Source organism: Bradyrhizobium sp. SPXBL-04 (genome assembly GCF_051853035.1).
Taxonomy (GTDB): Bacteria; Pseudomonadota; Alphaproteobacteria; order Rhizobiales; family Xanthobacteraceae; genus Bradyrhizobium; species Bradyrhizobium zhanjiangense.
The window spans coordinates 1,202,772-1,221,164 of sequence record NZ_CP182472.1 but is presented as its reverse complement, the minus strand read 5'-3'; the positions used below and the strand labels follow the sequence as shown (position 1 = coordinate 1,221,164).

The window sequence follows — 18,393 nt, the reverse complement described above, 5'->3', positions numbered from 1 at the left end:
CGGGTCGATCGTTTTGTAACATTGAACCCAAGATACGTCAATATGCCTGACATAAATTTCGTAAGTCCTTCTCAAGATGCCGCCGAGCCTCGGCCGGCCGCAGGGGATGGAGGCAATTTGCGCTGGGATATCATCGAGCTGCTGTTCTTCGCCTATCGCGATTTCGTCGGCGATCCCGACCAGGAGCTGGAAGCCTTCGGCTTCGGCCGAGCCCATCACCGGGTCATGCACTTCGTCTATCGCTACCCCGGCCTCAAGGTCGCCGACCTCCTCGACGTCCTGCGCATCACAAAACAGTCGCTCGGTCGCGTGCTCAAGCAGCTCCTCGACGAGGGCTACATCGTGCAGAAGACCGGCGACAATGACCGTCGCCAGCGCCTGCTCTACGCGACGCCGAAGGGCGAAGCGCTGGTGCAGAAGCTTGCCGGGCTCCAGACCACGCGGATCACCAAGGCGCTCGCCGAGATGGGTCCGCAGGATGCCGAGACCGTCAAGCGCTTCCTGCGCGCGATGATCGACCGCGATGATCCGGACAAGGTGCTCGAGACGATCTTCGCTTCCGTCAACCAAGACGCCAAGGAGTGACCGTGCCGCTCGCTGCCACGCTCGCCCGCCCGCCGGTGCAACCCGCCGACGATGCCCCGCATCTGCTGCTGGTCGATGACGACCGCCGCATCCGCGATCTGCTCTCGCGCTTCCTCGCCAGCGAAGGCTACCGCGTTTCGACCGCCGCCAGTGCCAGCGATGCGCGCGCCAAGCTCATCGGTCTGCATTTCGATCTGTTGATCCTCGATGTCATGATGCCCGGCGAGACCGGCTTCGAGCTCGCCCGTTTCATCCGCACCTCGTCCTCGGTGCCGATCGTGATGCTGACGGCGCGGCACGAGGCAGAAGCGCGCATCGAGGGCCTGCAAATCGGCGCCGATGACTATGTCGCCAAACCGTTCGAGCCGCGCGAGCTCGCGCTGCGCATCAACAACATCCTCAAGCGCGCCGCGCCGCCGCCTCAGGCCGCGGCGGTGGAGAAGATCGCCTTCGGCCCCTACGTCTACCATCTTGATCGCGGTGAGCTGCGCCAGGGCGATGAGATCATCCATCTCACCGACCGCGAGCGCGAGATGCTGCGCATCCTCTCGGAGACGCCGGGCGAGACCGTGCCGCGCAGCGCGCTCACCGGCAATGGCAGCGTCAACGAGCGCGCCGTCGACGTGCAGATCAATCGCCTCAGGCGCAAGATCGAGACCGATCCCGCCAATCCACTGTTCCTCCAGGCGGTACGCGGCATCGGCTACCGGCTGGTGGCCTCGCCTTAAGCCGCAGTGAAGCGCGACCGATGAGCACGATCGATACCGGCCTGACGCTTCTGAAGAGCGCCGCCGGCCGCGTCTCCGCCGCCAATGGCTGGATGGGCAACGCGTTCAAGGGCTGGATGCCGACCGGCCTCTATGCGCGCGCGCTGCTGATCATGATCGTGCCGATGGTGATCCTGCAATCGGTCGTCGCCTTCGTGTTCATGGAGCGGCACTGGAACACAGTGACGCGCCGCCTGTCGGCCGCAGTGGTGCAGGACATCGCCGCGCTGATCGACGTCTACAAGGGCTATCCGCAGGACAAAGATCGCGACCAGATCCGCCGCATCGCCCAGCAGCGGCTCGGCCTCGTCGTCGATTTCCTGCCCGCCGGCGACATGCCGCCGCCGGGACCGAAGCCGTTCTTCTCGCTGCTCGACCAGACGCTGTCGGTGCAGCTCGGCCGCCAGATCGGGCGTTCGTTCTGGATCGACACCGTCGGCCGCTCCAACCTCGTCGAGATCCGCATCCAGCTCGACGATGCCGTGATGCGCGTGTTCGCGCAGCGCAGCGCCGCCTATGCCTCGAACTCGGAGATCTTCCTGTTCTGGATGGTCGGCACGTCCTCGATCCTGCTGATCGTCGCCGTGCTGTTCCTGCGCAACCAGATCAAGCCGATCCTGCGGCTCGCCGACGCCGCCGAAAGCTTTGGCAAGGGCCGCGAGGCGCCGAACTTCAGACCGCGCGGCGCGCGCGAGGTGCGGCGCGCCTCCGTCGCCTTCCTCGAGATGAAATCGCGCATCGAGCGCACGATGGAGCAGCGCACCGCGATGCTCGCCGGCGTCAGCCACGACCTGCGCACCATCCTGACACGCTTCAAGCTCGAGCTGGCGCTGATCGGCGACAGTCCGGAGCTCGAGGGCATGCGCAAGGACGTCGACGAGATGTCGATGATGCTGGAGGATTACCTGGCCTTTGCCCGCGGCGATTCCGGCGAGCAGTCGCAGCCAACCGACATGGCCCAGGCCCTGGAAGAATTGCGCAGTGACGCCGAACGCCACGGCCACACTGCGACCGTGGCGTTCCACGGCCTGCCGGTGGTGACGGTGAAGCCGGCCTCGTTCAAGCGCTGCCTCGCCAACCTCGTCACCAACGCCGCGCGCTACGGCAAGGCCATCGCCATCACCGGCCAGCGCGATCACCGTTATCTCACCGTCACGGTCGACGACGACGGCCCTGGCATTCCCGCGCATTTGCGCGAGGAGGTGTTCAAGCCGTTCCTGCGGCTGGACAACGCCCGCAATCAGGACGAAGGCGGCACCGGTCTTGGTCTTGCGATCGCCCGCGACATCGCCCGCTCCCATGGCGGCGACATCACGCTCGGCGACAGCCCGATGGGAGGATTGAGGGCGAGCGTGAGGATTCCGGTGTAGGCGGCTTCTTCACCTCTCCCCGCTTGCGGGGAGAGGTCGAATTCGATCGCACATCGAATTCGGGTGAGGGGGTACAGATCTCACAAAAATCTCGTTCGCGGAGAGAGGCCCCTCACCCCAACCCTCTCCCCGTAAGAACGGGGCGAGGGAGCGCACCGGTTGCGCGGTGAGCGCGTCTACTTCGGCAGCAGCGCCTTCAGCTTATCGACATCGCGCACGTTCATCTTGAAGCCACCGGGCATCACGATGTCGCCGGGCTTCTGATCCGGCTTGCAGGCCCCTAACCATTTGGCTTGCAGCGTCATGGTGCTATCGCGGCCGGCTGCGCCGGCGACGCCGCCTTGCGCGTGCGAGGAGGTCTTCACGGTGTAGGCCGAATTGAAATCGCCTGAGATCTCGGCATGCGAGGTCGTGCTGACGCCGGCGACGCTGCATTCGGAATCGCTGACATAGCCGGTCGCCGTTTTCTTAATCTCCTGCTTGGCGCAGATCTGCTTTGCCATCGGGGGGACGTTGTTGCTCATCTCCTTATCGACGGTCTCGTCAGTGCAGTGCTGCATGGTCATCTCGGGCACGGGCGAGCCGGTCGTGACCAGCTTCATTTCCCATAGCCCGGCCTTGCGCATCGGCAGATCGTCGGCGCCGGCTGCGCCTGCCGACAGCACGAGACAAGCGACCGAGCCGAGCAAAGCAAGTTTGCGCGTCATGTGGAAGACTCCCGGCTTGAGAGTTTTGGGCGTTACGACAACGCCTCAGTACAGCGTGCGGATCGGCTGCTCGGCAGCGCCATAGGGCACCCAGCGGCAGGAGAACGAGATGTAGCCACCCTCATAGGCCTGCACCGCGAGGAATTTGACGACCTTGCCGTAGCGCGCGCAGTGATCGACCGCGACCTGTCGCGCATCGGCCTGGGTCGCCATCGAATAGGCGATGATGCCGCCGGTGTCGTTGCCCTTGAACGGCGGCACTGGAAGGATATCGGCGCGCGCCGACTGGCTCGCCATCATACCCAAGGCAAGAAGGCCCGCGGCCGCAATGATTCGCATTCCCGTCACTCCAATTGGCTGCCCCCAGTTTACGGTGCCGGACTGGAAGTGAAAAGAACGGAAGCCCTGTCGGCTGCGACGATATGGTCAACTCCTGGCGAAGTGTTGCCGCGGTGCACTTGACCTCCCCCGGCCTTCGCGGCACCGTCCGACCTTCGCAAGACCCAGCTGTCCGGATTGACCATGCGCGCCCCCTCCCTGAAATCGCTCCGCTTTGCCGCCGTGCTCGGCCTCATGTTCGGGGCGCTGTCGTTCGGTGAGGCCAGAGCCGCCAATCCGCTGGAGCTGAATTTCTGGCTGAGCGGACCGCGCTACGACGGCGCCGTCGCCGATTGCGACAAGGCGCTGCCGACGATCGCCGCCCAGTTCTGGGAAAAAGAAAGCTCGTTCTGGAATTCCTCGCTGAAAATCACCGGCTTCTCCGCCGTTCGCGAGACCGCGTTCCGTCCCTGGCAGTCCGACAACATTCCGCGCCGCTATTGCACCGGCGATGCCCTGCTCAATGACGGCAAGGTGCGCAAGGTGCATTTCTCGATCATCGAGGATGGCGGCTTCGCCGGCTACGGCAATGGCGTCGAATGGTGCGTCGTCGGCGTCGACCGCAACTGGGCCTATAATCCGGCCTGCCGCGCCGCAAAGCCCTGATTCGGGTCGAACTGGCGGCTGAATGGCGGTCGCCTGAATTTTGTTCTTGAAATGTTCTTATCGCCTGCTAGGCTTCGTTGCACAGTCTAGTTGAGGGGCGTCGCCATGTTTCATTCCAGATTGCATTCGTTCTCCCGCCTGGTGATCTCGCTGACCCTTTCCCTGATCCTTGCCGCTGGGCTGGCCTCGTTCGCCAGTGACGCAAAGGCTCAGGACAAGCGGCAGAACGCGCCGGGCGAGTTCGATTTCTATGTGCTATCGCTGTCATGGTCGCCCTCCTTCTGCGAGGAAGCGGCCGAGCGCGGCGGCCGCTCACAGATGCAGTGCAGCGGACGCCCCTACGCCTTCGTGGTGCATGGGCTGTGGCCGCAATATGAAAACGGCTTCCCCGAATATTGCCAGCGGCCGGCACCGCGGCTGAACCGCAGCATCGTCTCCTCGATGCTCGACCTGATGCCGGCGCCGGGCCTGATCTTCAACGAATGGGACAAGCACGGCACCTGCTCCGGGCTCGAGGGCCGCAGCTATTTCGAGACGATCCGCAAGGCGCGCGCCGCGATCAAGATCCCGGCGGAATATCTCGATCTGTCGCAGGCCAAGACCGTGGCGCCGGCGGAGATCGAGGACGCCTTCATCAAGGCCAATCCCGGCCTCAGCGATGCCGCCATCTCGGTCACCTGCAACCGGACCCGGCTCTCCGAGGTGCGCATCTGCCTCAGCAAGGACCTGCAATTCCGCGCCTGCGACGAGATCGAACGCCGCGCCTGCCGCCGCGACCAGGTGACGATGCCGCCGATCAGGGGTGGATAGTTCCGGTCATTGCGAGGAGCCCGCGACAAAATTGCGAAGCAATTTTGAGCTGGCGACGAAGCAATTCAGACTGCCTCCGGAGTTAGATTCTGGATTGCTTCGCTGCGCTCGCAATGACAAGGGGTTGGGATCGCGCGAGACAACATAGTCTGATCCCATGAACTACCGCCACGCCTTCCACGCCGGCAACTTCGCCGATGTCATCAAGCACATCGTGCTGGCGCGCATCCTCACTTATTTGCAGGACAAGCCGGCGGCGTTCCGCGTCATCGACACCCATGCCGGCGCCGGTCTCTACGACCTCGGCAGCGACGAGGCACGCCGCGGCGGCGAGTGGCTGACCGGCATTGCACGGCTGATGCAGGCGCGCCTGTCGAACGAGACCGCGGCGCTGACCAAGCCCTATCTCGACATCGTCCGCGCCTTCAATCCGAAGGGCGAGCTCAAGGCCTATCCGGGCTCGCCGCTGATCGCGCGCGGCCTGCTCAGGCCGCAGGACCGCCTCGTCGCCTGCGAGCTCGAGCCGAAGGCACGCAAGGCGCTGATCGACGTGCTGCGCCGCGACGAACAGGCGCGGGTGGTCGATCTCGACGGCTGGATGGCACTGCCGGCCTTCGTGCCACCGAAGGAGCGGCGCGGCCTCGTGCTGATCGACCCGCCCTTCGAGGCCAAGGACGAGTTCGAGCGGCTTGGCGAGGCCGTCGCGACGGCTTTCGCGAAATGGCCGACCGGTATCTACGTAATCTGGTATCCGGCCAAGAACCGGCGCGCCACCGATACGCTGGCGCAAATGGTGGCGCGGCTCGCAGCCGCAGCAAAGCCGCCCGGAAAATGCCTGCGCCTCGAATTCAGTGTGGCGCCGCAGCTCGATGGTGCGGCCCTCACCTCCGCCGGTCTTCTGATCGTCAACCCGCCCTACACGCTGCACGGCGAGCTCAAGACGATCCTGCCGGAGCTCGAAATGCCGCTCGGCCAGGGCGGCGCTGCCAGATTCCGATTGGAGGTGCCGAGGCCGTAACACTCCGGCATTCTTGGGAAAAATATGCAGGAGCGGTAGTCAATCTGCGAAGAACCGTATTATGCTGTTGCCGTGACTGGCTTTACGTTCCGCTTCCGCGAATGGTTGCGGCGGAGTGAAGGCCTAAGAAAGATCCGGCCGGGCCGATGAGGTCCGCCCAAGGATGGCCAGCTCCCGGGCTTCGTAAGGTCCGGTCATGTCGTGACGTGAGTCTGCGTCGCGGCGGAGGAGCAATGAGGGGGAGTTTCCCGATGGCCATGACGGGAACGGTCAAGTTCTTCAACGGTGAGCGCGGCTACGGCTTCATCAAGCCCGACGACGGCGGCCGCGACGTCTTCGTTCACATCACCGCCGTGGAGCGGGCGGGACTGAAGGACCTTGCCGAAGGACAGCGTATTACGTTCGAAGTCGAACCGGACAAGAAGGGGAAGGGACCGAAGGCGGTCAATTTGGTCATCCTCTCCTAGCGAGCCTGGCTTTAAAAAAATCCCGGCCGCGAGCGGCCGGGAGGTTGGTCCGGTATTTTCTTCTTCAGCTATCAGAAGTGATAGTTCACGCCTGCGCGGACAACGCTGGCGCTATAGCCGTTTGACACGCCCGTAATTGCGAACTGACTCGTCGATAGGTCGATGTAGAGATATTCGAGCTTGGCGCTCCAGTTCGGCGCAAGGCCGACTTCCGCGCCGGCACCGATGGTCCAGCCGGCGGTGGTGTGCGACTCCGTCCAGCCGAAGGTCTGCGCGCGCAGCTCGCCGAAGGCGAGGCCAGCGGTGCCGTAGAACAGCACGTTGCTGAAGGCATAGCCGGCGCGGCCGCGCAGGGTGCCGAACCACGGATTGGAAAACTTCCACGGCGCGAAGGTATCGTCGGCACCGGCGGCCTGGATGTCGCCCTCCACGCCGAACACCCAAGGGCCGTTCTGGAAATTATAGCCGGCCTGCACGCCGCCGACGAAGCCGGAGGGCTTTGAGGGATTGTTGTCGACCGAGCCCCATTCGTAGCCGATGTTGCCGCCCAGATAAGGACCAGCCCAGCTATACGCATTGAGCGGCTGATTGACGGTATAGGGCGCGCGCTGCCCGTAATTGAGATCGGCGGCCCCTGCCGAAGCTGTCCAGCCGGCTGCAACCAACGCGGCTGCGCCCACAACGAGCCCGTTCATCACACACTCCAACGCAACTGCCGCCACCGCGATGCCTGCGCTGCCGCGCAAGGCCAGACCGCATGGTTACGGAACCACCACTTTTTCGCGTAAGATTTATCGAGAGTTCTAAGTTAAAGGGCTGTTAAGCCGGGTTACCGCGCTGTTAACAGGCTTAAGCAAGCGTTACCGGGAACTGCGCCCGCCATCCCTGTGCGCGCGCCACTGCCGGAACTTCAAATCGGCAACCCCAGCGCCTAAATTCGTACCATGGTTCACGATTCCCCCGACAACCCGGACGAGGCACGCGCGCGCAAACCGGTGCGCGTCACCGCGCCGGACGCCTCGCCCCGGGACACGGAAATGACGCCACCGGACCTCGATCCCGCGACCGCGAGCGGCGACGACGAGGACGAGGCGCGGCTGCCGGATATCCTGGAAGAGAGCGGCGCGGTCGGCGAGGGCCCGCTGGCGACCGGTCATGAGGCGATCGAGCGCGCTGTCCGGCTCGCCCCCACCTCGGCCGGCGTCTATCGCATGCTCAATGCGAACGCGGACGTGCTCTATGTCGGCAAGGCCAAGAACGTCAAAAAGCGCCTGTCCAATTACGCGCGCCAGAGTGCGCCGCAGCCGGCGCGCATCCTGCGCATGATCGCCGCCACGGTGACCGTGGAGATCGTCTCGACCAACACCGAGACGGAAGCACTGCTGCTGGAGGCCAACCTCATCAAGCAGCTGCGGCCGCGCTTCAACGTGCAGCTGCGCGACGACAAGTCGTTTCCCTACATCCTGATCACCGGCGACCATTGGGCGCCCCAGATCCTGAAGCACCGCGGCGCGCAGACGCGGCCCGGCCGCTATTTCGGCCCGTTCGCCTCGGCGGGCGCCGTGAACCGCACCATCACCGCACTTCAGCGCGCGTTCCTGATCCGCTCCTGCACCGATTCCTTCTTCGAGAGCCGCACCCGGCCCTGCCTGCTCTACCAGATCCGCCGCTGCGCCGGCCCCTGCACCCGAGAGATCGACTTTCCCGGCTATACGACGCTGGTGCGCGAGGCGACCGACTTCCTCTCCGGCAAGAGCCATGCGGTGAAGCAGGAGCTCGCTGGCGAGATGGAGAAGGCCTCCGGCGAGCTCGAATTCGAGCGCGCGGCGCTCTACCGCGACCGCCTCGCCGCGCTCTCGGCGATCCAGTCGCAGCAGGGCATCAATCCGCGCACGGTCGAGGAAGCCGACGTGTTCGCCATCCACCAGGAGGGCGGCTTCTCCTGCGTCGAGGTGTTCTTCTTCCGCACCGGACAGAATTGGGGCAACCGCGCTTATTTTCCGCGTGCGGAAAAGACATTTACCCCGGAGGAAGTGCTCGGCTCCTTCCTCGCCCAGTTCTACGACGACAAGCCGCCGCCAAAGAACATCCTGCTCTCGCACGAGATCGAGGAGAGCGAGCTGCTCGCCAACGCGCTGTCGATCAAGGCCGGCCACAAGGTCGAGGTCACCGCGCCCAAGCGCGGCGAGAAGAAGGAGCTCGTCACCCACGCGCTGACCAATGCGCGCGAGGCGCTCGGCCGCAAGCTCGCGGACACCGCGACGCAGAGCCGCTTGCTCGAGGCCATGGCCGCGACGCTGAGCCTGCCGCACGTGCCCAAGCGCATCGAGGTCTACGACAACAGCCACATCCAGGGCACCAACGCGGTCGGCGCCATGATCGTCGCCGGCCAGGATGGTTTCGTGAAGAACCAGTACCGCAAGTTCAACATCAAGTCGGAAGGGCTGACGCCCGGCGACGACTACGCCATGATGCGCGAGGTGCTGGAGCGACGCTTCAAGCGCCTGATCAATCCGCCTGAGGAGGGCGTGACCAAGGCGAAGGACGACGATTTCCCGCAATGGCCCGACCTCGTCATCATCGACGGCGGCCGCGGCCAGCTCAACGCCGTCCGCGAGATCTTTGCAAATCTCGGCCTGACCGAGGTGTCGCTGATGTCGGTCGCCAAGGGGCCGGACCGGGATGCGGGCCGCGAGACCCTGTTCATGCCGGAGCGCGAGGCAATCAAGCTGGAGCCGCGCGATCCCGTGCTCTATTTCATCCAGCGCCTGCGCGACGAGGCCCACCGCTTCGTCATCGGCTCGCACCGCAAGCTGCGCAAGAAGGACATCCGCGAGGCCGGTTTGCAGGAGATTCCGGGCATTGGCCCGTCACGCAAACGTGCCTTGCTGCATCATTTCGGAACCCTGAAGGAGATCGAACGTGCCTCGATCGCCGATCTCGGCAAGGTTCCGGGGGTCAGCGCCGAGAGCGCCCGCAGGATTTTCGAGTATTTCCATCCCCAGCCGGGATGAACTAAAGGGGGACCGCGGTCATATGATCGTTGCGTCCGCGCCTCATTTGAGGAGCGGAACGGTTGACGTTCAGGCACCAGCGGTATTGGTAGGACGGATGAACATCGCAACGACACGAGGGGCAACCAGGCGCTCGATGTCCCTTCCCAACATCCTGACCTACGGCCGGATCGCCGCGATCCCGGTCGTGGTCGGATGCATTTACGCGCAGTCGATCGTGGATGGGCCGCTGTGGCTGCGCTGGGTGGCGGTGGCCATCTTCATCGGCGCCGCGGTGACGGATTACCTCGATGGCTATTATGCGCGAATCTGGAATCAGCAATCGGCGTTCGGCCGGATGCTCGATCCGATCGCCGACAAGCTGCTGGTCGCCTCGTGCCTGCTGATGCTGGCCGCCGACGGCATCATCCATGGCTGGTCGCTGTGGGCTGCCATCGTGATCCTGTGCCGCGAGATCCTGGTCTCGGGCCTGCGCGAATATCTCGCCGCGCTGCGCGTCAGCGTGCCCGTGACCAAGCTCGCCAAATGGAAGACCACGGTTCAGCTCGTCGCCATCGGCTTCCTGCTCGCCGGCCCGGCGGGCGATGAGGTGGTGCCGGTGGTGTCGATGATCGGACTGGCGCTGCTGTGGGCTTCGGCGATCCTCACCATGTACACCGGCTACGACTATTTCCGCGCCGGCATCCATCACCTCATCAAGGAGGACGAGGGATGAAGGTGAAGTATTTCGCCTGGGTGCGCGAGCGCGTCGGCAAGGCCGAGGAGATGATCGAGCCGCCCGCGACGGTGCGCACCATCGAGGAGCTGATCGCCTGGCTGTCCGGTCGGAGCGAGGCCTACGCCTACGCCTTCGAGAAGCCGAAGGTGATCCGCGCCGCGATCGATCATGCCCATGTCAAGCAGGACACCGCGATCGCGGGCGCCCGCGAGATCGCGTTCTTCCCGCCGATGACCGGCGGCTAGGCCATGACCTCCGCTGTCACCACCTGCCCCGTCACCATCCGCATCCAGGAGGATGATTTCGACATTGGGCGCGAGATCGCGATCCTGACCAAGAGCCCTTCCGACATCGGCGCGGTCGTGAGCTTCTCCGGCATCTGCCGAGCCGACGAGGACAGCGCGAAGATCGCAGCGCTCACGCTCGAACATTATCCGGGCATGGCGGAAGAAGAGATCAAGCGTCACGCCGACGAGGCGATTTCGCGCTGGCCGCTGAACGGCGTCACGGTGATCCACCGTGTCGGCCGCTTCATGCCCGGCCAGAACATCGTGCTGGTGCTGACTGCCTCGCAACACCGCCAGGCCGCGTTCCAGGCGGCCGAGTTCCTGATGGATTATCTCAAGACGAGCGCGCCGTTCTGGAAGAAGGAAGAGAGCGAAGCCGGCGCCGGCTGGGTCGAGGCCCAGGCCCGTGACGACGAAGCCGCCGCGCGCTGGACCCGATCCTGATGGCAAGAGCAACCAAAAAGACCGCGCGCGGCCGCGCCGCGCCAAGACTTGCGAAGGTCGGTCCGGGTGAGCTTCTCACGCTGCTCGATTTCGTCCGCTATGCGGTGAGCCGCTTTGTCGAAGCCGAGCTCGCCTTTGCTCACGGCACGACCGATCCGGTTGCCGAGGCGGCCTTCCTGGTCAGCGAGGCGCTGCATCTCAATCCCGAACAGTTCGAGATTTTTGCCAACGCGCGCGTCACAGTCGCCGAGGGCAAGACCATCCTCGATCTCATCCATCGGCGCGTCACCACGCGCAAACCGGCCGCCTATCTCGTCAACAAGATCTACATGCGCGGCCTTCCCTTCTATGTCGACGAGCGCGTCATCGTTCCGCGCTCCTTCATCGGCGAGCTGCTGGATTCGCATTTCGGCAGCGACGGCGCTGCCGGATCGCTGATCGACGATCCCACGGCCGTCGAGCGCGTGCTCGATCTCTGCACGGGATCGGGATGCCTCGCCATCCTCGCCGCGCATCATTTTCCGAATGCTGCGGTCGATGCCGTCGACATCTCCAAGGGCGCGATCGAGGTCGCCACGCGGAATGTCGGCGAATACGGGCTCGACGACCGGATCAGCCTGTATCGCGGCGACCTGTTCGCCCCGCTCGGCGATGCACGCTACGACCTGATCATCACCAATCCGCCCTATGTCGATGCCGAAGGCATGGCCGCGCTGCCGCCGGAGTGCCGGGCCGAACCAAAACTCGCCTTCGACGGCGGCGCCGACGGCCTCGACGTGGTGCGCCGCATCCTGCGCGAGGCACCCGATCACCTGACGCCGGATGGCGGGTTGATCTGCGAGATCGGGCGCGGTCGCGAGCTGGTCGACGAGGCCTTTCCGGAACTGCCGTTGCTCTGGCTGGACACCGAAGACTCCGAGGCCGAAGTGTTCTGGATCGCAGCCGCCGATCTCGGCTGATCCTCTCCAGCGGGCCTGCTCCCTCGGAACAAGTCAAATTCCGCCACGTTCATCCCCCGACGAATTTCGTGGCTCTCGGAGGATGTCCGCATGCTCGCGCCATCGGGCGAATTGCTGCGCGCCGGCGTGGCGCTCAAGCTCAACCATCTCAAGCGAGCCACGCAATCGTACTTGCGCGACCGCACCAGCCAGGCCACCGGACGCGCGACGTCCTACGCGGTTGCAGCCGGCCTGTTTGCGGTGGCCGGGCTGTTCGTCATCGCGGCCTTCTTTGTCGGTCTGGCCGCCCTGTATCGCTGGGTTGAGATCACCTACGGGCAATTCTGGGGTTTCGGTGCTGTCGGTGCAGTGCTGCTGGTGTTGGCGGCGGTCTGCGTCGGCATCGCCATGACGATGATGAAGCGGCCGGCCAAGCCGGTCGTGCCGCTTGCCAGCCGCATGCGCGTTGCGATCACCACCCCGCGGATTCCTCGTGGAACGGTCAAGGAGGCCGTGAAGGAGGTCGCAACGACGATCCCCCTCGTGCCGCTTGCGCCCGGCGAACGCGGTCATGGCAGCAAAGCCTGGCCGAACCGCGCCAACCGTCCCGTGCAACTGGGCCTGATGCTCGCAGCCGTCGGCCTGGTCGGGCTTACGGCCGCACGCCGGCGGCGCCATAGGCACAGTCTGGAGGCGTGAGTGGTGGTACGGCGCTCCGAGCAGATGGACAGCTGGTTGCTGGTGGCGGCCACGGCTGTGTTCGTGCTCACCGCCGAGCGCTACTTCCAGGACTCCGCCCTGGTCCGCTCGGGGCCCTCGCAGGACCACCGCAAAGGAGAGGCGAATTCACCGGAAACCGACCCGGCGCGCGCAGCCGTACAGCCCGGCCATGGCCGCCGCGCGAAGAGCCCTTTCACGATCCCCTGGGCTGGCTGGAAGGATATCTTCTGGCGCACCTATCAGCGCATCGACGAGGATCGCCTGCTCGCCACAGCGGGCGGCGTCGTGTTCTTCGGGCTGCTCGCGATCTTTCCGGCCGTGACCGCGCTGGTCTCGTCCTACGGGCTGTTCGCCGATCCCTCCACGATCAGCGATAACCTCCAGAAGCTGGCGATGATGCTTCCCGAAGGTACCTTCCAGATCGTCGAGGAGCAGGTCGGGCGTGTGGTGTCGAAGGGCAATACGGCGCTGGGTGCCACCTTCCTGTTCGGCCTTGTGCTTGCGATCTGGAGCGCCAATGCCGGCGTCAAGGCGATCTTCGACGCCCTCAACGTCGCCTATGAGGAGCGCGAGAAGCGCAGCTTCATCCGGCTGAACATGGTGTCGCTGGCCTTCACGGTCGGCGGCATCATGGCGCTGTTGCTGATGGTTGCTGCCGTCGTCGCCCTCCCGCTCGCGCTCAATCACCTCGGCCTGGCGCCTGAAAGCAAATTGATCGTGGCGCTGGCACGATGGCCGCTGCTGTTCCTGATCCTGCTCGTGGCGCTCGCCATCCTCTACCGCTTCGCGCCCAGCCGCGATGCACCGCGCTGGCAATGGCTGAGCCTCGGCGCGGTGACGGCGGCCATCCTCTGGATCGCCGGCTCGGCACTGCTGTCCTGGTATCTCTCGGAATTCGCCAATTACAACGCGACCTACGGCTCGCTCGGTGCGGCGATCGGCCTGATGATGTGGATGTGGGTGTCTGCGATCGTCATCATGTTCGGAGCCGAGCTGAACTCGGAGATCGAACGGCAGACCCTGCGCGACACGACCACCGGGCGGCCGAAGCCGCTCGGCAGCCGCGAAGCCGTCTCGGCCGATACGGTCGGCGCCGCCGCGCCGGCCTGAGGCCATGACGGTCCTGAACGCGCGTGCTGGAGGCTGCTATCCCCTCGAATCAACAATGATGTTAAGGTCATGCTGCTTGGGGGAGCATGAGGCGTGACGGGTCGGACGGCGGCCCGTGTTTTCCCGGGTAAGACAGTCAGCTCTTGAGAAGTAACGCGCGGCATGATTCGCATTTCGACGATCTTTATCGCCATCTGCATGGTTCTGGTCGCGGCCTCGCTCGGGCTGATGCTCTATTCGGTCGCCGGCATCAGCGGAACCGAATCCGCGATCGTGGCGCTGACCGCGCTGACCTTCCTGATCCTCTACAACGCGGTGTCGATGCGGCTGCGCGACCGCAGCGACGTCGGCGGCCAGATCGCCGACCTCTCGCGCGGCACCGCCGACCTCGCCCGTCAGGTGGCCGAGTTCGGCCGCCGACTCGCGGCGGTCGAGGGACGCATCGCCTCGTCCAATTCGACCAACTCCGACCGCATCCAGTCGGTGGTCGGCGAGATCAACGAGCTCGGCGGACTGGTCAGGCAGCTCGCCACCACCGTCTCGGCGCATGAGGACCTGCTGGCTGGCGGCGCTCCGGTATCAGCCGCAAGCCCGGTCGAGAAGCAGGATCCGGTGGCGCCGCTCGATCTGATCGCGACGATCGACGAGCGGCCGGCTGCCCCGTCACCGTTGCCCGTGCCGCCCCCGCCTCCCGCAGCGCAGCCGCGGCCCGCACAGGCGGTCCCGACCCAGGTCGCCAACGGCCGCAACCAGACCCAATTGCTGGCGACGCTGCGCAACGCGATCGACGAGAACCGCATCGACATCTTCCTCCAGCCGATGGTGACGCTGCCGCAGCGCAAGGTGCGGTTCTACGAGGCGGTGACACGCCTGCGCGACGAGCGCGACCAGCTGATCGCCGCCGAGGAGTTCATCAGTATCGCGGAAGCCTCCGGGCTGATCGGGCGCATCGACAACATGGTGATGCTGCGCTGTGTGCAGGTGCTGCGGCGCCTGATGGTGCGCAACAAGGATGTCGGCGTGTTCTGCAATGTCGCGGCCTCCACGCTCGGCAATTCCACCACCTTCGCGCAATGCCTCGACTTCCTCGAAGCCAACCGGGCGCTGGCACCCTCGCTGGTGCTGGAGTTCAAGCAGTCGACCTTCCGCAACCTCGGTCCGGCCGAGACCGAGAATCTCGCCGCGCTCGCCCAGCGCGGCTATCGCTTCTCGATCGACCATGTCACGGATTTGCGCATCGAGCCGCGCGAGCTCGCCGACCGCGGCGTGCGCTTCATCAAGGTGCCGGCCACGCTGCTGCTCGATCCGAAGCAGGCCTCGACCTCGGACATCCATCCGTCCGATCTCTCCGACCTGCTCGGCCGCTTCGGTATCGACCTGATCGCCGAGCGGATCGAGGGCGAGCGCGCGGTGGTCGACCTGCTCGATTATGACGTGCGGTTCGGCCAGGGCTTTCTGTTCGCACCGCCCCGGCCATTGCGGCCGGAAGGGGCATCTGCTACCGGCGGGGCCTCGCCGAACCAGGCGCAGGACATCCAGGGATCCAATGGCTCCGGCACACCCAGCTCAGGCGCGACGTCTTCAGCGCCGCCGCCACAACGCATCACCGGCAACGCGGCGCTCGCGCGCCGGATCTGATCGGCCGCGCGCATCATGACCACTTTGCATTTTGCCGAAAGCCTGCGCGAGCTCGTGGCTGGCGTTGACGTCGTGCTCAGCGACATCTGGGGCGTGGTCCATAACGGTCTCGAATCCTTCCCCGAGGCCTGCGAGGCGCTGCATACCTATCGCAGCCGCGGCGGCACGGTGATCCTGATCACCAACGCACCGCGCCCAGCCGACTCCGTGCAGCGGCAATTGCGCAAGCTCGGTGTCGCGGACGAGACCTATGACGCGATCGTCTCGTCGGGCGACCTGACGCGGCTCTATGTCGCCGAGCATCCCGGCCGCAAGATGTTCTGGCTCGGCCCCGAGCGCGACAACTCGATCTACCGTGGCCTCGATGCAACGACCGCGCCGCTGGAGGAAGCCGATTACATCGTCTGCACCGGCCTCTATGACGACGAGACCGAGACGGCGGAAGACTATCGCGGCATGATGCTGAAGGCGCGCGAGCGCAAGCTGACGCTGGTCTGCGCCAACCCCGACATCGTGGTCGAACGCGGCGACCGGCTGATCTATTGCGCCGGCGCGATCGCCGAGCTCTACCGCGAACTCGGGGGCGAGGTGATCTTCTACGGCAAGCCGCATCGGCCGATCTATGAGCGCGCGATGGCGCTCGCCGGCGAACGCCAGGGACACCAAATTGATCGCAAAAAGGTCCTGGCGATCGGCGATTCCGTCCGCACCGATCTCACCGGCGCGCGCGAGTTCGGCATCGACTGCCTGTTCGTCACCCGCGGCATCCATGCCGAGGAGTTCGAGGGTCTCGACCAGCTCGACCCGGCATCCGTGATGGAATTGTTCGGCCATCCGCCGAAGGCGCTGATGCGCGAATTGAAGTGGTGATGGCGTACTACGACACGACGCGAGCTTGGACGAATTGCAGGGCTCCAGACCTCGTCATGGCCGGGCTTGACCCGGCCATCCACGCCGTCCTTCGCATGTCCAAGAACGTGGATGCCCGGGACAAGCCCGGGCATGACGATCTCAATGGATGACTGCTTTCAGGCCAGGCGCCCTTACGCGCTCGCCATGTCCGGGAAGACCGCTTCGATCTTGGTCTTCAGCGTCGCCGCGTTGAACGGCTTGACGATGTAATTGTTCACGCCGGCCTTCTTGGCCGCGATCACGTTCTCGGTCTTGGATTCGGCCGTGATCATGATGAAAGGCGTGGTGGCGAGGTTCGGATCCGCGCGCACTTCACGCAGGAGGTCGTAACCCGTCATCGGCTCCATGTTCCAGTCGGAGATCACGAGCCCGTACTTCTTGCCGCGCATCTTGTTCAGCGCCGCCGAACCGTCGCTGGCATCATCGATGTTCTCGAAGCCAAGCTGCTTCAGCAGATTCCTGATGATACGGATCATGGTGCTGTAGTCGTCCACCACCAGAACCGGCATCGACAAATCAACCGCCATCTCGACTCCCCCAACGCAAACCCAGGAATATTACGATCGGATCTGCCAGGCCCGGAGCCCGGCAGTTCCACGCTCAAGGACTAGCATCAAGGCGTTAAACAGCGCGTTAACTGCGGACGCCTCCAAAGGACTGAAATCGTGTTCAATCTCCCGGCTCCCCCCGCTTGACTTCGTCAGGCCGGTCGAGCCACGGTCCCGACCGGTCCTGCCGCTTCGAGAATTCCCCTGATGGCTCCGCATTTTACCGTCATCCGCGACACCACGCCGGACTCTGCGATTCCGAGGGGCGCCGTGGTCGCCATGGGCAATTTCGACGGCGTTCATCTCGGTCACCGCGCCGTGATCGCGGCCGCCCTGGAGATGGGCCGGGCGCATGGCCGCCCTGCGCTGGCATTGACCTTCGAACCGCATCCGCGACGGTTTTTCAGCCCCAACACCCCGCAATTCCGCTTGACGGACGAGCCGGCCAAGCTGCGGCTTTTGGCCGGCACCGGGCTTGCCGGCGCCGTGGTCATGACTTTCGACAAGGCGCGCGCCGGAACCAGCGCGCAAGACTTCATTCACCATGACCTGATCGGACGCCTCGGCGTCAGCGGCATCGCCGTCGGTTACGACTTCCATTTCGGCAAAGGTCGCGTCGGCTCGCCGAGCCTGCTGGTCAACGAGGCGCCCCGGCTCGGCATCGAGGTCGACGTGCAACCCCATGTCGATATCGACGAGCGGCCGGTCTCCTCCAGCGCGATCCGGATCGCCCTCGCCGAGGGCCAGCTGGACGAAGCCACCAGCATGCTGGGAGCCCCCTGGTTCATCACCGGCGAGGTGATCCACGGTGAGAAGCGCGGCCGCGACCTTGGCTATCCCACCGCCAACATCCGTCTGGACGCCAATTGCGGCCTGAAGCACGGCATCTACGCCGTGCGGGTCGGCCGCGGCGCCGAGCGCCTCGACGGCGTGGCAAGCTTCGGCCGCCGCCCGACTTTCGACAATGGCGCGCCGCTGCTGGAAATCTTCCTGTTCGACTTCAAGGGCGATCTCTACGGGCAGGCGCTCGACTGCGCCTTCGTCGGCTTCATCCGTGAAGAGCTGAAATTCGACAGCCTGGAGGCCCTGATCCGCCAGATGGACGACGATTCCGCCCGCGCCCGCGCCATGCTGGCCGCCGCCCCGGACGCGTTTCCGAAGCTTGGCGCGATCGATTGAGCCGGAAACCGGGCCACCCGAACCTTTGCGCTTCCCCCGCCCGGCTGCTATGGAGAGCCCATGTTTGCGCGGCGCATCATAGCGATTAGCGGCCCGGCTTCCGCCTGAGCCTTCGGCTCGGCGCAAGACCGGGATGTTGTCGTTTCACCCCCGCGATTCCTTATCGCTATCCGTTTT

Annotated in this window: 21 protein-coding genes; 17 read left to right on the top strand and 4 right to left on the bottom strand. The window is 65.0% G+C overall.

Annotated elements, in window-relative coordinates; all coding sequences use genetic code 11:
• The first annotated feature begins 42 nt into the window (after nucleotides 1-42).
• From ACNJX8_RS05725 to ACNJX8_RS05715, 3 genes are read left to right on the top strand one after another with little or no spacing between them, the layout of a single operon-like run.
• Complete coding sequence (locus ACNJX8_RS05725) at nucleotides 43-585, top strand: MarR family winged helix-turn-helix transcriptional regulator (protein WP_245508709.1); 543 nt, start codon at nucleotides 43-45, stop codon at nucleotides 583-585.
• The gene (locus ACNJX8_RS05720) at nucleotides 582-1,313 is read left to right on the top strand and encodes a response regulator (protein ID WP_128931429.1); all 732 of its coding nucleotides are present in this window, start codon (nucleotides 582-584) and stop codon (nucleotides 1,311-1,313) included. Before ACNJX8_RS05725 ends, ACNJX8_RS05720 begins: the two co-directional genes overlap by 4 nt.
• Before the next feature lie 20 nt (nucleotides 1,314-1,333).
• The gene (locus tag ACNJX8_RS05715) at nucleotides 1,334-2,722 is read left to right on the top strand and encodes an ATP-binding protein (protein WP_128931428.1); all 1,389 of its coding nucleotides are present in this window, start codon (nucleotides 1,334-1,336) and stop codon (nucleotides 2,720-2,722) included.
• A gap of 176 nt (nucleotides 2,723-2,898) precedes the next feature.
• Here ACNJX8_RS05715 and ACNJX8_RS05710 read toward each other — a convergent pair whose 3' ends face one another.
• Nucleotides 2,899-3,429: a DUF3617 domain-containing protein gene (locus ACNJX8_RS05710; RefSeq protein ID WP_439359874.1), complete on the bottom strand. Its 531-nt coding sequence runs from the start codon at nucleotides 3,427-3,429 to the stop codon at nucleotides 2,899-2,901.
• Nucleotides 3,430-3,474: 45 nt separating this feature from the next.
• The gene (locus tag ACNJX8_RS05705) at nucleotides 3,475-3,768 is read right to left on the bottom strand and encodes a hypothetical protein (RefSeq protein ID WP_128931426.1); all 294 of its coding nucleotides are present in this window, start codon (nucleotides 3,766-3,768) and stop codon (nucleotides 3,475-3,477) included.
• Nucleotides 3,769-3,951: 183 nt separating this feature from the next.
• Between ACNJX8_RS05705 and ACNJX8_RS05700 the strand changes: the two genes are divergently transcribed.
• The 4 genes from ACNJX8_RS05700 (at nucleotide 3,952) to ACNJX8_RS05685 (ending at nucleotide 6,708) form a co-directional block, all read left to right on the top strand.
• Complete coding sequence (locus ACNJX8_RS05700; RefSeq protein ID WP_128931425.1) at nucleotides 3,952-4,413, top strand: hypothetical protein; 462 nt, start codon at nucleotides 3,952-3,954, stop codon at nucleotides 4,411-4,413.
• A 105-nt stretch (nucleotides 4,414-4,518) separates the two neighbouring features.
• Nucleotides 4,519-5,223, top strand: a complete 705-nt coding sequence (locus ACNJX8_RS05695) for a ribonuclease T2 family protein (RefSeq protein WP_439359873.1) — start codon at nucleotides 4,519-4,521, stop codon at nucleotides 5,221-5,223.
• Nucleotides 5,224-5,380: 157 nt separating this feature from the next.
• Nucleotides 5,381-6,241, top strand: coding sequence for a 23S rRNA (adenine(2030)-N(6))-methyltransferase RlmJ (locus tag ACNJX8_RS05690; protein ID WP_439359872.1), 861 nt, complete (start codon nucleotides 5,381-5,383; stop codon nucleotides 6,239-6,241).
• 251 nt (nucleotides 6,242-6,492) lie between these two features.
• Entirely contained in the window at nucleotides 6,493-6,708 is a 216-nt protein-coding gene (locus ACNJX8_RS05685; protein ID WP_008544396.1) for a cold-shock protein, read from the top strand.
• A gap of 71 nt (nucleotides 6,709-6,779) precedes the next feature.
• On the opposite strand, the gene ACNJX8_RS05680 is transcribed toward ACNJX8_RS05685, so the two are convergent.
• Nucleotides 6,780-7,403, bottom strand: coding sequence for an outer membrane protein (locus ACNJX8_RS05680; protein ID WP_439359871.1), 624 nt, complete (start codon nucleotides 7,401-7,403; stop codon nucleotides 6,780-6,782).
• Between the two features lie 249 nt (nucleotides 7,404-7,652).
• Here ACNJX8_RS05680 and uvrC point away from each other — a divergent pair, with 249 nt between their 5' ends.
• From uvrC to ACNJX8_RS05635, 9 genes are all read left to right on the top strand, one after another.
• Nucleotides 7,653-9,722, top strand: coding sequence for an excinuclease ABC subunit UvrC (gene uvrC / locus ACNJX8_RS05675; protein WP_249759583.1), 2,070 nt, complete (start codon nucleotides 7,653-7,655; stop codon nucleotides 9,720-9,722).
• A 97-nt stretch (nucleotides 9,723-9,819) separates the two neighbouring features.
• Complete coding sequence (gene pgsA / locus ACNJX8_RS05670; RefSeq protein WP_091886795.1) at nucleotides 9,820-10,437, top strand: CDP-diacylglycerol--glycerol-3-phosphate 3-phosphatidyltransferase; 618 nt, start codon at nucleotides 9,820-9,822, stop codon at nucleotides 10,435-10,437.
• On the top strand, nucleotides 10,434-10,685 hold the full coding sequence (moaD, locus tag ACNJX8_RS05665; protein WP_091886798.1) for a molybdopterin converting factor subunit 1: 252 nt from the start codon (nucleotides 10,434-10,436) through the stop codon (nucleotides 10,683-10,685). The genes pgsA and moaD overlap by 4 nt, the downstream gene beginning before the upstream one ends.
• 3 nt (nucleotides 10,686-10,688) lie before the next feature.
• A complete protein-coding gene (locus ACNJX8_RS05660) occupies nucleotides 10,689-11,171 on the top strand; it encodes a molybdenum cofactor biosynthesis protein MoaE (RefSeq protein WP_439359870.1) in 483 nt (160 codons plus the stop codon).
• The gene (gene prmB / locus ACNJX8_RS05655; protein ID WP_439359869.1) at nucleotides 11,171-12,130 is read left to right on the top strand and encodes a 50S ribosomal protein L3 N(5)-glutamine methyltransferase; all 960 of its coding nucleotides are present in this window, start codon (nucleotides 11,171-11,173) and stop codon (nucleotides 12,128-12,130) included. Before ACNJX8_RS05660 ends, prmB begins: the two co-directional genes overlap by 1 nt.
• A gap of 90 nt (nucleotides 12,131-12,220) precedes the next feature.
• The gene (locus tag ACNJX8_RS05650) at nucleotides 12,221-12,808 is read left to right on the top strand and encodes a phage holin family protein (RefSeq protein ID WP_439359868.1); all 588 of its coding nucleotides are present in this window, start codon (nucleotides 12,221-12,223) and stop codon (nucleotides 12,806-12,808) included.
• Nucleotides 12,809-13,939, top strand: coding sequence for a YihY/virulence factor BrkB family protein (locus ACNJX8_RS05645; RefSeq protein WP_439359867.1), 1,131 nt, complete (start codon nucleotides 12,809-12,811; stop codon nucleotides 13,937-13,939).
• Between the two features lie 162 nt (nucleotides 13,940-14,101).
• Nucleotides 14,102-15,577, top strand: a complete 1,476-nt coding sequence (locus tag ACNJX8_RS05640; protein ID WP_439359866.1) for an EAL domain-containing protein — start codon at nucleotides 14,102-14,104, stop codon at nucleotides 15,575-15,577.
• A gap of 15 nt (nucleotides 15,578-15,592) precedes the next feature.
• Nucleotides 15,593-16,447, top strand: a complete 855-nt coding sequence (locus ACNJX8_RS05635; protein WP_128931415.1) for a TIGR01459 family HAD-type hydrolase — start codon at nucleotides 15,593-15,595, stop codon at nucleotides 16,445-16,447.
• Between the two features lie 173 nt (nucleotides 16,448-16,620).
• Here the strand turns inward: ACNJX8_RS05635 and ACNJX8_RS05630 are convergent, their stop codons facing one another.
• A complete protein-coding gene (locus ACNJX8_RS05630; RefSeq protein WP_008567674.1) occupies nucleotides 16,621-17,016 on the bottom strand; it encodes a response regulator in 396 nt (131 codons plus the stop codon).
• Nucleotides 17,017-17,244: 228 nt separating this feature from the next.
• On the opposite strand from ACNJX8_RS05630, the gene ACNJX8_RS05625 reads away from it, so the two are divergent.
• Nucleotides 17,245-18,216, top strand: a complete 972-nt coding sequence (locus tag ACNJX8_RS05625; RefSeq protein WP_249759578.1) for a bifunctional riboflavin kinase/FAD synthetase — start codon at nucleotides 17,245-17,247, stop codon at nucleotides 18,214-18,216.
• Nucleotides 18,217-18,393 lie beyond the last annotated feature (177 nt).